This window comes from Pseudoalteromonas sp. ECSMB14103 (genome assembly GCF_000813065.1).
GTDB lineage: Bacteria > Pseudomonadota > Gammaproteobacteria > Enterobacterales > Alteromonadaceae > Pseudoalteromonas > Pseudoalteromonas marina.
In genome coordinates this window covers 151,501-165,460 of the sequence record NZ_JWGY01000008.1, presented here as the reverse complement: position 1 = coordinate 165,460, position 13,960 = coordinate 151,501, and the positions used below count along the sequence as shown (strand labels likewise).

14 protein-coding genes are annotated in these 13,960 nt (G+C 40.1%); 2 read left to right on the top strand and 12 right to left on the bottom strand.

Translation table 11 applies throughout. The features are described from left to right. Nucleotides 1-79: 79 nt before the first annotated feature. The 5 genes from RF53_RS13860 to rplU form a co-directional block, all read right to left on the bottom strand. Entirely contained in the window at nucleotides 80-454 is a 375-nt protein-coding gene (locus tag RF53_RS13860; protein ID WP_006794535.1) for a DUF3718 domain-containing protein, read from the bottom strand. 79 nt (nucleotides 455-533) lie between these two features. Next, nucleotides 534-1,025, bottom strand: coding sequence for a type 3 dihydrofolate reductase (gene folA, locus RF53_RS13855; protein WP_006794536.1), 492 nt, complete (start codon nucleotides 1,023-1,025; stop codon nucleotides 534-536). A gap of 71 nt (nucleotides 1,026-1,096) precedes the next feature. Further along, a complete protein-coding gene (gene cgtA / locus RF53_RS13850) occupies nucleotides 1,097-2,248 on the bottom strand; it encodes an Obg family GTPase CgtA (RefSeq protein ID WP_006794537.1) in 1,152 nt (383 codons plus the stop codon). A gap of 141 nt (nucleotides 2,249-2,389) precedes the next feature. Beyond that, complete coding sequence (gene rpmA / locus RF53_RS13845) at nucleotides 2,390-2,647, bottom strand: 50S ribosomal protein L27 (protein WP_002957747.1); 258 nt, start codon at nucleotides 2,645-2,647, stop codon at nucleotides 2,390-2,392. Between the two features lie 16 nt (nucleotides 2,648-2,663). Beyond that, the gene (gene rplU, locus RF53_RS13840) at nucleotides 2,664-2,975 is read right to left on the bottom strand and encodes a 50S ribosomal protein L21 (protein ID WP_006794538.1); all 312 of its coding nucleotides are present in this window, start codon (nucleotides 2,973-2,975) and stop codon (nucleotides 2,664-2,666) included. A 422-nt stretch (nucleotides 2,976-3,397) separates the two neighbouring features. Between rplU and ispB the strand changes: the two genes are divergently transcribed. After that, nucleotides 3,398-4,369, top strand: coding sequence for an octaprenyl diphosphate synthase (ispB, locus tag RF53_RS13835; RefSeq protein ID WP_039038022.1), 972 nt, complete (start codon nucleotides 3,398-3,400; stop codon nucleotides 4,367-4,369). Between the two features lie 95 nt (nucleotides 4,370-4,464). Here ispB and mdh read toward each other — a convergent pair whose 3' ends face one another. Further along, nucleotides 4,465-5,397, bottom strand: a complete 933-nt coding sequence (gene mdh / locus RF53_RS13830; RefSeq protein ID WP_006794540.1) for a malate dehydrogenase — start codon at nucleotides 5,395-5,397, stop codon at nucleotides 4,465-4,467. Nucleotides 5,398-5,621: 224 nt separating this feature from the next. Here mdh and argR point away from each other — a divergent pair, with 224 nt between their 5' ends. After that, entirely contained in the window at nucleotides 5,622-6,089 is a 468-nt protein-coding gene (argR, locus tag RF53_RS13825; protein WP_006794541.1) for a transcriptional regulator ArgR, read from the top strand. Here argR and RF53_RS13820 read toward each other — a convergent pair. The 6 genes from RF53_RS13820 to lpdA all read right to left on the bottom strand — a co-directional run bounded on the left by RF53_RS13820 (nucleotide 6,086) and on the right by lpdA (nucleotide 13,884). Next, nucleotides 6,086-6,985: a Dyp-type peroxidase gene (locus tag RF53_RS13820; protein WP_039038021.1), complete on the bottom strand. Its 900-nt coding sequence runs from the start codon at nucleotides 6,983-6,985 to the stop codon at nucleotides 6,086-6,088. The two genes, argR and RF53_RS13820, sit on opposite strands and share 4 nt — an antisense overlap. A gap of 46 nt (nucleotides 6,986-7,031) precedes the next feature. Further along, on the bottom strand, nucleotides 7,032-8,081 hold the full coding sequence (locus RF53_RS13815) for an ABC transporter ATP-binding protein (protein WP_039038020.1): 1,050 nt from the start codon (nucleotides 8,079-8,081) through the stop codon (nucleotides 7,032-7,034). After that, a complete protein-coding gene (locus RF53_RS13810) occupies nucleotides 8,082-9,713 on the bottom strand; it encodes an ABC transporter permease (RefSeq protein ID WP_039038019.1) in 1,632 nt (543 codons plus the stop codon). Next, the gene (locus tag RF53_RS13805; protein WP_039038018.1) at nucleotides 9,713-10,717 is read right to left on the bottom strand and encodes a Fe(3+) ABC transporter substrate-binding protein; all 1,005 of its coding nucleotides are present in this window, start codon (nucleotides 10,715-10,717) and stop codon (nucleotides 9,713-9,715) included. The genes RF53_RS13810 and RF53_RS13805 overlap by 1 nt, the downstream gene beginning before the upstream one ends. A 798-nt stretch (nucleotides 10,718-11,515) precedes the next feature. Continuing rightward, entirely contained in the window at nucleotides 11,516-12,208 is a 693-nt protein-coding gene (locus RF53_RS13800; protein ID WP_008131110.1) for a tRNA-uridine aminocarboxypropyltransferase, read from the bottom strand. 248 nt (nucleotides 12,209-12,456) lie between these two features. Then, nucleotides 12,457-13,884 (bottom strand): dihydrolipoyl dehydrogenase, encoded by a 1,428-nt coding sequence (gene lpdA, locus RF53_RS13795; protein WP_039038017.1) that lies wholly within the window; start codon nucleotides 13,882-13,884, stop codon nucleotides 12,457-12,459. Nucleotides 13,885-13,960: the final 76 nt, after the last annotated feature.

The following is a 13,960-nucleotide window of genomic DNA, read 5'->3' as shown; positions in this document are numbered from 1 at the left end:
ATCGGCCTCTAAATAGTCAATTATTTTTCCAGCAACAAAAAAGCCGCGATAATCGCGGCTTTTTTTAAATTACTAATAATTACAAACCAGCACGGTCTTTAATTACAGGAATAAGCGCAGAACCTGCGTGATTGCCTTCAGCCCAGGCTATGTCGGCACCGTCTGACAATGAACTTTTAGATAAGTTTTTAACAATATACTCACCTGCATTTACTGCATTGCTGGCAACAGCATGACGCAATAAGTTATTACCGTTACATTGAATAGAATCATATATGTTACGAATTTTTACACGAGAGCTTTTTAACTTGCTACGTAAACGGTTTTTATCATCTGCTGCGATATACTCGCAAATAGATAGCGCTAGTTGATCATTAGCCTTTGCTGGAGCTGTGTACGAAAGTGAACCTGCAGCAATAGCAGAAATAACAACTAACTTTGATAATTTAAACATTGTTGACCCTTGTTTGGTACTTTATTCCTACGTTAACTGGTTAATATTGTACCAACCTAGTTAACCTTACGCAATAATGTTAGCAGTATTTATACAAAGTTACGAATTTATAACTATGTTTATTTTTTTCGTCTGGCAGTTTAACTTGCTCTTCTTTCACTTCCCAATTTGCAACAGCTTGATAATCAGGGAACTGTGTATCACCCTCTACATCAAGATCAATAAAGGTTAAATATAAGCGCTCAGCTTGTGTTAAAAACTGCTGATAAACATTTCCACCGCCTATAATCATGACCTCTTCAACACCACAAACCAAGCTCAGCGCGGCCTCTGGACTTGTTACAGTTTCAATACCCTCGGCCTTATATTCAGTGTTGCGCGTAATAATAATATTGCGTCTACCAGGTAAAGGACGACCAATAGACTCAAAAGTTTTACGACCCATGATCACAGGCTTACCTGTAGTAACGGCTTTAAAATGTTGAAGATCTGCAGGTAAATGCCACGGCATTTTATTATCAAGACCAATAACACGGTTATTTGCCATAGCGGCAATCATTGAAATAATCACACTAAATACCTAGTACTTTATTATTAAAAAACAAAAAAGGAGCCTATGCTCCTTTTTATATTTAATGAAAATTAACGTTCGTAGACTACTTCTACATCGTAATCATCTTCATCCCAGTCATCCCAATCATCATCATCGCCTTTGGTGGCTTTTTGATGGTAGGTATCCCACTTAAATTCTATTTCTTCATCTTCAACTTGCTCAAACTTCTCTTTAGGCATGCTATCAAGCAATGTCATAATGTCATGTATAAGCGGTTGAGTATGCAGCTTGTTAATAGCTGAGATTTGATAAATATTTTCAGACTCACCTAGCTCTTGTGCAATAGCATCGCATAGTGCTTGTGCTTCATCTTCAGGTAACAAATCTATTTTATTAAACACTAACCAACGAGGCTTTTCTGCAAGCTTAGGACTGTATTGATGCAGCTCATTTATAATTGCAAACGCATTATCGACTGGGTTTGATCCATCTACAGGCATTACGTCAATAATGTGCAATAACACACGGCAACGTTCTAAATGCTTTAAGAAGCGGATACCTAAACCGGCACCATCAGACGCACCTTCAATCAACCCAGGTATATCAGCTATTACAAATGACTTGTTAGCTTCCGGACGCACTACACCTAAATTAGGAATAAGCGTTGTAAATGGGTAGTCAGCCACTTTAGGTCTTGCAGCAGACACGCTGCGAATAAAGGTCGATTTACCAGCATTTGGCAAACCTAGTAAACCTACGTCAGCTAGCAATAGTAACTCTAATTTTAAGTTACGTACTTCACCGGGTGTACCTAGTGTTTTTTGACGAGGCGCTCGGTTAGTACTTGATTTAAAACGTGCATTCCCCAAGCCGTGGAAACCACCTTTTGCAACCAAAATTCGTTGACCATGTTGGGTCAAATCACCAAGCCCTTCTTGCGTATCAACATCGGTTATACGTGTACCTACAGGGACCATTACAAACAAATCGTCTGCTTTTTTACCTGTACAGTTTCGGCTACGTCCGTTTGTGCCGCGCTCAGCTCTGTGAAAACGCTCAAACTGATAGTCAATAAGGGTATTTAAGTTTTCATCAGCTTGTAGATAAACACTACCACCGTCTCCACCGTCACCGCCGTCAGGCCCACCATCTGGGACATATTTTTCACGTCGGAAAGACACGATACCGCTTCCGCCGTCTCCGGCCTCTGCGCGAATTTCTACTTCATCTACAAACTTCATGATTACTCACTTTAGGGATTGGCTTGCTAATTTATACATTATATACCGAAGCCAAGCCGATTGCAGGCTTGGCTTTGGTATATATTTTTGTCTCAAAACAAAAAACCCCGCAAAGGCGGGGTTTTTTAACTACCTTACTGATTACTCAGTTACGATAGTTACGTATTTACGGTTTAAAGGACCTTTTTGTTCAAATTGAACTTTACCATCTGCTTTTGCAAAGATAGTATGGTCTTTACCGATACCTACGTTTGTACCAGGGTGGAAACGTGTTCCACGCTGACGAACAATGATGCTACCCGCTAGAACTGATTCGCCACCAAAACGCTTAACACCTAGGCGTTTGCTTTCTGAATCGCGACCGTTACGAGTACTACCAGCTGCTTTTTTATGTGCCATTTCTAAGTACCTCTAATTAAGCGCTAATGCCAGTGATTTTAACTTCAGTGAACCATTGACGGTGGCCCATTTGCTTACGAGAATGCTTACGGCGTCTAAATTTAACAACCTTAATTTTCTCACCGCGACCATGTGAAACAACCTCAGCTGTTATCTTACCACCGTTTACGAACGGTACACCGATCTCGATCTTCTCACCATCAGCAACTAAAAGCACTGAATCAAATTCAACTGCCGCACCAGTTTCAACGTCTAATTTTTCAAGACGAATCGTTTGACCTTCAGTCACACGATGCTGTTTACCACCACTTTGGAAAACCGCGTACATAATTAACTCCGTCTGTGCACCCTCAAATCGGCGCAACTAAAATATTCTTCGATAGGGCGCGAAGTTTACGCTAACGCGAAATAACTAGCAAGCCTATTTTGTAATTAAAATGAATAAAAAGTAGCTGCTTTGAGAGCAATTCAATATTTTCTCTATTTTATATTAATTAAGCCTTTTGCCAAGCGCTTTTTAACTCTTTGCAAAAATAACCCTACTAATAAAATTGCAACCTGCGTCGACCATTATTCAAACTCAAAAACCATCTTTCATCGTCTAGTAATTAAACACATTTGTGATTGAATTAAGCACTTATTAAGCACTTTAGGTAGGTTTTTTAAATCAATCGTCACAAAATATCGAGCTAGTGCGTTTTTTGTTGTACAATCTGCGCCGTTCACACATAAAAATTGGCTCGGAGATCAATGGATATAAAAGCTATCCAGGCGTTAATAGAAAGCGATATGAATGACGTCAATCAACTTATACATGCGCAAATGCGCTCAGATGTGGCGTTAGTAAACCAACTTGGTTTATACATAGTTAATAGCGGCGGTAAACGCGTTCGTCCTATGTTAGCTATTTTAGCTGCCAAAGCGCTAGGATATACTGGTAAAGACCACATTACACTTGCGACCATTGTTGAGTTTATTCACACCGCGACCTTATTACACGACGACGTTGTTGATGAGTCAAACTTACGCCGAGGCACCCCGACGGCTAACGCTGAATTTGGTAATGCTGCTAGCGTATTAGTTGGCGACTTTATATACACGCGCTCATTCCAGTTAATGGTTGGTTTAGGCAAAATGCAAATTATGCAAATACTCGCCGATGCAACCAATATAATTGCTGAAGGTGAAGTGCTGCAACTTATGAATTGCAACGATCCAGACACAACCGAAGCCAGCTACATGCAAGTTATTTACTCTAAAACGGCTAAGCTGTTTGAGGCTGCTACCGGGCTTGCTGCTATTATTACCAATAATGATGAAGCCACGCTCAATGCATTAAACTTATACGGTATGCACTTAGGTACGGCATTTCAGCTTGTTGACGACGTGCTTGATTATAACGCCGATGCAGACCAGCTAGGTAAAAATATAGGCGATGATCTAGCCGAAGGTAAGCCTACCCTACCACTTATATATGCAATGCAACACGGTAATGCGTATCAAACACAGTTAATTCGTGATGCAATTGAGCACAGTAATGGTATGGAACATTTAGAAGAGATTTTATCTACGTTAAAACAAACCAATGCGCTTGAGTTTACAATGCAAAAAGCAGAGCTTGAAGCCGATAAAGCAATTGCTTGCTTAGATTTTTTACCTGAATCTGAATACAAGCACGCATTGGTAAGCTTAGCCCGTATAGCCGTTGACCGTGATCACTAGCCTTAACGAGCCTGTTATTTAACACTAATAGTAAATAACATTCGAGCAACAAAAAAGCCTGCAAATGCAGGCTTTTTTAATGCTCATTCTGGCTATTACGCCATGAAATCAACACCTTCTTTGATGTCTTTTTTCAGTGTCTCAAGCATATCGTTCTTCGCTTTTTCTTCAAATGCGCTTAGCTCGCCGTAAGAAAGAATTTCTTCAACGCCGTTTTTACCTAAACGTACTGGGTGTGCAAAATACTCTGCATCACCATCTTCAACAGCAACGTATGCGTAATCTACAACATCTTCACCTTGTAGGCCTTTAACTAAAGACATACAAAAACGTGCTGCAGCAGCACCCATTGATAATGTAGCTGAACCACCACCTGCTTTAGCATTTACTACTTCAGTACCTGCATTTTGGATACGTGGAGTAAGTGCAGCAACTTCGTCTTCAGTGAAAGTTACGCCTTCAACTTGAGAAAGTAGAGGAAGAATAGTTGTGCCAGAGTGACCACCAATTACTGGTACTTTAACTGTAGCAACGTCTACGCCTTTAAGTTCAGCAACAAATGCTTCTGAACGAATCACGTCAAGCGTAGTAATACCAAATACACGGCTTGCATCGTATGTGCCTGCTTTTTTGAACACTTCAGCCACAATCGGTACTGTGCCGTTTACTGGGTTAGTAATGATACCCACAAGTGCTTTAGGGCAACTAGCTACAATGCCTTCAGCTAGTGTTTTAATGATACCGGCATTTACGTTAAATAAATCTGCACGATCCATACCTGGTTTACGTGGCATACCCGCTGGGATTAAAACAATATCAGCACCGTCAAGCGCTTTGTTTAAATCGTCTGCGCCAAAACCTGCTACTTTAACATCAGTTGGGATGTGTGATAGGTCAACAGCAACACCTGGTACAACTGGTGCAACATCGTAAAGTGATAATTCAGAACCAGCTGGTAAGCCTGTTTTTAATAGTAAAGACAATGCTTGACCGATACCGCCTGCAGCACCTAATACAGCAACTTTCATTGGAATTCTCCGTCATTTGAGGTAGGAAATACTTGTGGCCCTTAAGATAATGAAATTAGCGCCTAAAAACAAATTTATCGGGCCTATTTTGCGATATTTTCGACCATAGTTGTAAACTTTGGTGGTTTATCGCATCAAACTGTCAAGTTGACTAAACAACTGCTGCATAATTATTCATTTTTGTGTAGTATTTACAGCATAAATAACAATAATGAATAAAGACTATGCAACCTCAAGATAAACAAGAAGCATTGGTAAAAGCGTTTAAATCACTTTTAAAAGAAGAAAACTTTGGCTCTCAGGGCGAAATAGTTGATGCGCTTAAAGAGCAAGGCTTTGACAATATAAGCCAGAGTAAAGTGTCACGCATGTTAAGTAAGTTTGGTGCTGTGCGAACCCGCAACGCTAAACAAGAAATGGTTTACTGCCTACCCGCTGAAATGGGAGTGCCGACAGCTAAAAGCCCATTACGCCAGTTAGTCATTGATATTATGCATAATGAAATGATGATCATTATTCGCACCAGTCCAGGCGCTGCGCAGCTTATTGCCCGCTTACTTGACTCGTTAGGAAAGGCCGATGGTGTATTAGGTACTATTGCCGGAGACGATACTATATTTATTGCCCCAGCTAAAATTTCTGAAATAGACGTTACGCTTGAACGAGTACGTATTTTATTTGATACGGTTTAAATTTGCTTTAAAAACCCAACTGAGGGGGCAAAAAAAGCAGACCCCATATCGGCTTGAGTAAAATCAAGCCAATGGTCGTAACACTCCCCCTCCCCTAAACGGCTATTTAATACAGCCTCAAATGCAGTACCAGTACTTGCGCAGCTTATGCATAACATACCTTGCTCATAAACATCGCCATAAGGCATGCTTTGATTCAACAAAAGGGGTTGCCCCTCTTCATCTTTTAACTCACTACGCGTGGCATGACTGGTATTTAGTGCTGGGGTTATAAGCGTATTATCAAGTCGTGTACGGCCCATAATTTGCTCTTGCTCACTGAGCGATAAGTGCTGCCAAACAGTTAAGTCGTGTTTATAGCGCTGAACATGAATATAACTTCCCTGATCTTCAAAACAACCAGGTTTATTAATTAAAGCAGTTGAACGCTTTTTTCTTCCGTGTGGCGTATCACCACCATAAATAAAACCATTAAAATCTCGGCCATCTAAAAAACGAAAGTTACGTATTTGCTCCACCAGCTCGACATCAGGTGCAAAAAGCTTTAAAACTTGCAATGCAAATAAGTGGTTTACGTCTTCTCTGTCTGAACGCACCTGCACAAACAAGTCACACGGCTGAACACTCATTTGGTGATCTGGATGATTTATATTTGGAAAGCTTTGCAGCTCACTAGGAATATACTCAGGAAGAATATGAGGCCAATATTGGGCGCCAATGGCAACAACGCACGACAACATCGACTCTGAAAACTGATCATTAAACTCTTCTTCAATTGCGCTTACTTGTTTTAATTTAGCGCGCAATGATTCGTCTTGACCATCAAACACATTAAAAAATAAATGCAAACCATGCAGGTTTGCTTCAGCACAAATCCCAGATTGCGCTTGCGCCATTGTTATTCCTCAGTTTTACAGATATGTACACAGTGAATCACATTAACTATGATTCAAAAAAATTCACTGTGTGGGGTTTTATTTTTATTATAACCTGCTCATTGATTTCAAATGATTGGCCATATTGCGCTTCAACTTCAAGCGTTTGTTCGGCTATAACAACTTTATAAACATACGCAGAGCCAATAAAGCGACGACTTAATATTGTAGCCCGTTTACTGAGTTTGTCACTTTGACACTCTTGCACAAGTTCAATTTGGTGAGGTCGCACATATAACTCACCACTACATGGATAGCAGCTCGTTTGCATATCTGACTCAACGGTGCCAAAAGGTGTTTTATATTCAGTAGCCGTTAATGCTTCTGCGGATAAGTATATGCCTTGACCTAGAAACTCTGCAACCACCTTTGACCTAGGAGCAGCAAAAAGCTGCTCTGGCGTGCCTTGTTGGGCAATACTACCGCGATCCATAATGGCAAGCGTATCAGAAAAAGCAAAAGCCTCTTCTTTTGAATGGGTAACAAATACCGCTGATACTTGTTGCGCCTTAATAATACGGCGAATATCTGCAATTAATTCAAAACGAACTTGGGTATCTATATTTGAAAACGGCTCATCAAGAAGTAGTAAACTTGGTTTATATGCCAACGCACGGGCAATCGCAACGCGTTGCTGCTGCCCACCAGAAAGCTGGTGAGGAAATCTATCTGCGCAACCTGACAAATGCACTAACTGAAGCATTTCATCCACACGCTGTTGTTTTTCGGATTGGCTCATTTTACATAACCCAAACGCAATGTTATTTGCTACGCTTAGATGAGGAAACAACGCGTAATCTTGAAACATCATACCTATATTTCGGTGCTCTGGTGCAATAAATGTTGACTCATCACTTACCAGCTTGCCATCTATAAATACACTTCCATGCTTGGCCTCAACTAAGCCTGCAATGGCTTTTAATGTGGTGGTTTTACCGCAGCCACTGGCACCAAGCAAGCATACAATCTCATCTTTACCCACGGTTAAGTCTAAGTTTTCGATCACCTTTGTACCGTTATAGTGATAGCTGACACCTTGCAAAATTAAACTACTCATTTAAGTGTGTTGCTCCATAGAACGATTAATAAAATACAAGGGGATAAATCCAACAATAACAATAGATAAAGCAGATATAGAAGCCAGCTCTAACTGCTCATCACTCACGTACTGAAAAACATGCGTTGCCAGGCTTTCAAAGTTAAATGGTCTGAGTAGTAACGCAGCAGGAAGTTCTTTCATGCATTCAATAAAAACGAGTAAGGCAGCAGTCAGTAAGCCTCTTCTTAATAAAGGTAGGTGCACTAAACGCAATGTTTGGCCTTGGCTTTTACCCATAGACTGGCTTGCCATATCAAGTGATGGACTAATACGCACAAAGCTCGACTCTATCGCTCCGTGAGCAATGGCATAAAACCGAACGACATAAGCAATCACAATAGTAAACACACTGCCTGTTAGTAACAAACCTATGTCTAAATTATAAGGCTCTAATACATTATTAATACTACTTTCTAACAGTGTTAGAGGTAATAAAACGGCAATTGCTAATACGGTGCCAGGCAGTGCATAGCCCGTACTCGCTAGTCGCCCAGGAACGAGAGGGTAAGACTGTGTTGTTATACGCTGATAAAAAACAACAAAAACACCTAATGCAATTGTTATTACGCTCACAACGCCTGCCACTTTTAGGCTTTGCCACGCATAATTAAAAAAATCAGCACTCCATGCTTTTTCGAAGTAGGTAATGGCGTAATTAAGTAATACTGCAATCGGGATCACAAAAGATACAAGTAAAACCGTGCCACAAAATGCCGTTGCTAACCAAGCGGACTTTCCCTTTAAAATATAAAGTGCTTCGCTATTTACGCCCGATTGGCGTTCAAATACAGCTTGATTACGACGACTAAAGCGCTCTGCCATAAGCGCTAAAAATAGTAGTAACAGCATGACACCTGATATTTTTGCAGCAGCAGTCAAGGAGTAATAACCAAACCATGTATCGTATACCGCGGTTGTGAGCGTGCTAACAGCAAAATAACTTACTGTTGCAAAATCGGCCATTGTTTCCATACTAATAAGCGCAAGGGCGGCAACAATAGAACCACGAGATAATATAAGACTCACTTTAAAAAAGCTTTTGGTAGGAGAAAGTCCCATTAATTGGCTTGCCTGTACCAATTTAAAAGACTGCTCTCTCAAAGCTGTTTTAAAAATTAAAAATAAATAGGGGTAAAGTACCAAAGCAATCATGACTATTGCACCAGGCAAAGTACGAATATCAAAAAACCAGTAATCACTGGGTGACTGCCAGCCAAACCACTCCCTTAGAGTAATTTGCACTGGCCCTGCGTAATCAAGTAAATCAGTATACACGTAGGCAATAATGTAAGTAGGCATAGCAAGGGGCAGCATGAGCGCCCATTCAAAATGTTTTTTACCGGGAAAGTTACAATAAGCAGTTAACCAACCAAGTGGCAACGCTATAACACTACTGAGTGCACACACACCCAATATAAGTAGTACAGTATTAGAAATGTAATCCCAAAGCACAGTGCCCCAAAGGTGTGTAAAAACCTCTGAGTTGCCTTGTAGCGATTCAAAAAGAAGGAAGAACAACGGGGCCGACAAAACTAAACCTGTCGACCACGCGAATAGCTGCCATTTAGACAGCTTAAATTTATAAGTCATTAAAGATCGAACTTCACCTCATCAATTAACTTAAGCGCTAACGGACGATATTTACTGATCTCATCAAGTGGCAAGCTATCTTCTTTAAAGCTGCCCCATGATGCAACCATACTGGATAATTGCACACCAGGCTTAACTGGGTATTCCATATTAAGCGATGCATACATGTTTTGCGCTTTATTGTCGGTCATATACTCTATGAGTTTCAAGGCATTTTCAGGGTTTTTAGCATATTTAGTGATAACAGCCCCCGAAACATTAATATGTGAACCACGATCAGTTTGATTAGGGAAATTAATGTGTACCGCCTCAGCCCATGTTTTTTGTTCTTTGTCTTGCAACATTTTACCTAAGTAGTAACTATTGCCTAACGCAAGATTACATAGCCCCTCTTTAACGGCTTTAACTTGAGCACGGTCATTGCCTTGTGGTTTACGTGCTAAATTAGCCTTCACGCCTTCAAGCCATGTTTTAGTTTGCGCTTCACCGTGATGAGCAATCATTGAAGCAACTAACCCTAAGTTATACGGATGTTTACCTGAACGAGTACAAATTTGCCCTTTATACTTTGGATCGGCTAGTTCTTCGTAAGTGAGCTTTGGTAATGCACCCAAACGATCTTTTGACGAATATACATTTCGCACGCGTTTTGTTAGCGCGACCCATTGGCCATCTCCATCTCGAAAAGCAGAAGGTACGTTAGCATTTACATTATTGCTATTAATTGTTTGAGTTAAGTTTAAATCTTCTAATTGAATGAGTGCACTAAAATTAGAAGTAAGAACTAAATCAGCTTTACTATGTTTACCTTCGCGTTTTACACGCTCGATTAAGCCTTTTTTAGCAAACACAACATTTGTTTTAATACCGGTTTGTTTAGTAAAGTCGTCTAAAATAGGTTGTATTAAAAAAGGTTGGCGAAAAGAGTAAATATTAACAACATCATTTGCAAAGGCTGGCGCCGATACGATAAACCCTAAAGCGATAGCGAGTGTTTTCTTCATTATTCCACCTAAATAGTAATTATTATCAATAATTCTACCGTGAACAGTTAAAAAGTGCACACCCTAAATACCCATAAATACTAAAAAAGCGTCCAAAACAGAAATACCCTGTAAGAGATATCTCACGGAAGTGGCAGCTTATAAGTAAAACACCGATTAAAAACCTACCAAAAAAAACATAAACCATTGATATTAAATAACTATATAATATTTAACAATAATAATACATAAACTATTTAGCGTTTTTGTCCTACTTTAGTTGGACCATCCACTTATAATTAACACATCAACTAAGCAATGACGCTTAACGAGTAAAAGGACAGGGATTGATTACTCGCAAACCAGTGACTGGTTATTAAGGATAACACGGAGTTAGGACAGGCTCAGGATGAGCATCGCAACGGAGTGTTAATAAACGGACAGCATCAGGAAGATGCATAAAGGAGTGCAACATTGGAGTGTTGCTTAACAGGAAGTTGAAGGAATATAAAGGACAGGCCTTAACAGGCAACACAATGGACTGATAACAACACGGAAGCACTAGGACGTGCAAATGAAGGATTTGGTAATAGGTTTTACCGCAACAGGACGTTTAGGAATAAAGGAGATAAGCCCGGATTGGCTTATATTGCATAGAACTAAAAAGTAATATAGCAATAAACATGGAACAGTAAAAATTGGAGTTGATTAAGTTCAATTGCAGGATGCAGAAAATTAGAAGATTCCGCAAGCGCGCCTAGAGATAGAGCGCGCTTTTCTTTGACCTAAATTTAATACTACCACTCAATACAATCGGTATTAAAGAGACTCTGGTCTACCTTTATTTCGTTTTCCCATAAGATACGCATCTCTAAACTTTATAAAGTGGTCCTCAAGCTTTTTAGCTGCATCCATTTCACCCGCGAGTGCCAGCACTAAAATACCCACTTCAGCTGTGCCTAACTGATGCGCATGAGGCGCAACTCGTAAGCGATAATCTGATAACTTATCAGCTGTTATAGACAATACGGGCAAGTTATCTAAATATGGGCTTTTACGAATCATTTTTTTCGCTTCACGCCATGTACCATCTAAAAATATGAATAGCGGCTTTTTATTAGGCTCAATATTCACTTGCGTAATAGCTCGCCCCTCTTCTACATCCTCAGCAGGAAAAATAACCATTGGCTGATATTGCTCATCATTAATAAGCGCTATTAGCGCATCATCTGGATTAGTTCTATCCCATTTAAAAGCATGGTTATCGGGTATAATTTCGGCAATTAAACGCCCCGTATTTGAAGGTTTAAAACTTTCGTTATGGTACATCAATAAACACACTGCAGCATCGCACTGCGCTTTCTCTACGCCTTCACAAATACAGTAGTGCTTTGCAATTAAGCATTGCTCACAACGTGCTAACTTAGCGCCACGGGCATTAAATTCGCGACGAGATTCACTAATTTGCTGAGCGCGTAATACCAGTACTGAATTATGGGAAGAGTGAGTCACAGTGATTAATTACCTTAAATTTGATCGGCGCATATTGTAGCTAAAAACGTGATGAATAGCTATCAGCTATCAGCTATCAGCTATCAGCTATCAGCTATCAGCTATCAGCTATCAGCTATCAGCTATCAGCTCAAAATAAAATGGCATTTTATTAAAGCAAATTTTGTTTATGTTTGGATTAACAGCTATAAAACAAAAAACCCAAGCCGAAGCTTGGGTTTTAAAAAAGCGTTGTTAGTTAAAAGAACTTACTTCTTCTTTTTAACTGCTTTTTTGTTTGGTAAATCAGTGATTGAACCTTCAAAAATTTCAGCTGCAAGGCCAATTGATTCGTTCAATGTTGGGTGAGCATGAATAGTAAGTGCTAAGTCTTCACCATCTGCACCCATTTCAATACCTAAACCGATTTCGCCAAGCATTTCGCCCGCATTAATACCAATCATAGCACCACCGATTATACGGCCGCTTTCTTTATCAAAGATAAGCTTAGTAGAACCTTCAGTACGAGAAGATGCAATTGCACGACCTGAAGCAGCCCACGGAAATACCGCAGTTTCAATGCTTAAACCTTGCTCTTTAGCTTCTTTCTCAGTAACACCTACCCATGCAATTTCTGGGTCAGTGTAGGCAATTGAAGGAATACATTTAGGGTCGAAGAAGTGCTTCTGACCAGAGATAACTTCTGCAGCAACATGACCTTCATGAACCGCTTTATGCGCAAGCATAGGCTGGCCAACTAAGTCACCAATTGCAAAAATATTGCTTACATTAGTACGTAACTGTTTATCAACGTTAATAAAACCACGCTCATCTACATTTACGCCTGCTTTTTCAGCATCAAGTAAATTACCGTTAGGCGTACGACCTACTGCAACAAGTACTTTGTCGTAACGTACTGGCTCAGCTGGTGCGTTTTTGCCTTCAAATGTAACGTATAAACCATCATCTTTCGCTTCAACACCCACAACCTTAGTTGAAAGCATAACGTTAAATTTATCGCTTACGTATTTTTGGTAAATTTTGATGATGTCTTTATCAGCTGCAGGAACTAATTGATCAGCAAATTCTACAACATCAATAGCAGAACCTAACGCGCGGTAAACAGTACCCATTTCAAGACCGATAATACCACCACCTAAAACAAGTAGTTTTTCAGGTATATCTTTAAGCTCTAATGCGCCCGTTGAGTCAATTACACGATCATCTTCTGGGATAAATGGTAAGTTAACTGGTTTTGAACCTGCGGCAATAATCGCATTGTCGAATGTAATAGTTGTTGTGCCGTCAGCACCTTCAACAGCTAACGTGTTGCTACCCGTAAATTTACCATAACCTGGTACAACTTTAACTTTACGCATTTTAGCCATGCCGTCTAAGCCGCCCGTAAGCTGACCAACAACAGACTCTTTCCAAGAGCGGATTTTGTCTAAGTCAATTTGTGGTGCGCCAAAAGTAACACCATGAGATGACATTTCAGCTGCGTCATCAATTACTTTAGCTACGTGTAAAAGTGCTTTTGAAGGAATACAACCAACATTAAGACAAACACCGCCTAATGTTTCACGTGATTCTACTAGTGTAACTTCTAAGCCCAAGTCAGCAGCACGGAAAGCTGCAGAGTAACCACCCGGGCCACCGCCTAGTACAACAACTTGAGTTTTTAATTCGTTGCTCATGCTATTACCTTAATTGTTTGAACGGGACACTGCCCTAAAATTTAACTGCCATGTTTCTGCATGGGCAGAAAATCAG

Excerpts from the sequence above, each read along its gene's own strand:
- RF53_RS13860 (WP_006794535.1), bottom strand. The coding sequence starts at position 454 with ATGTTTAAATTATCAAAGTTAGTTGTTATTTCTGCTATTGCTGCAGGT.
- cgtA (WP_006794537.1), bottom strand. The coding sequence starts at position 2,248 with ATGAAGTTTGTAGATGAAGTAGAAATTCGCGCAGAGGCCGGAGACGGC.
- rpmA (WP_002957747.1), bottom strand. The coding sequence starts at position 2,647 with ATGGCACATAAAAAAGCAGCTGGTAGTACTCGTAACGGTCGCGATTCA.
- rplU (WP_006794538.1), bottom strand. The coding sequence starts at position 2,975 with ATGTACGCGGTTTTCCAAAGTGGTGGTAAACAGCATCGTGTGACTGAA.
- ispB (WP_039038022.1), top strand. The coding sequence starts at position 3,398 with ATGGATATAAAAGCTATCCAGGCGTTAATAGAAAGCGATATGAATGAC.
- mdh (WP_006794540.1), bottom strand. The coding sequence starts at position 5,397 with ATGAAAGTTGCTGTATTAGGTGCTGCAGGCGGTATCGGTCAAGCATTG.
- argR (WP_006794541.1), top strand. The coding sequence starts at position 5,622 with ATGCAACCTCAAGATAAACAAGAAGCATTGGTAAAAGCGTTTAAATCA.
- RF53_RS13820 (WP_039038021.1), bottom strand. The coding sequence starts at position 6,985 with ATGGCGCAAGCGCAATCTGGGATTTGTGCTGAAGCAAACCTGCATGGT.
- RF53_RS13815 (WP_039038020.1), bottom strand. The coding sequence starts at position 8,081 with ATGAGTAGTTTAATTTTGCAAGGTGTCAGCTATCACTATAACGGTACA.
- RF53_RS13810 (WP_039038019.1), bottom strand. The coding sequence starts at position 9,713 with ATGACTTATAAATTTAAGCTGTCTAAATGGCAGCTATTCGCGTGGTCG.
- RF53_RS13805 (WP_039038018.1), bottom strand. The coding sequence starts at position 10,717 with ATGAAGAAAACACTCGCTATCGCTTTAGGGTTTATCGTATCGGCGCCA.
- lpdA (WP_039038017.1), bottom strand. The coding sequence starts at position 13,884 with ATGAGCAACGAATTAAAAACTCAAGTTGTTGTACTAGGCGGTGGCCCG.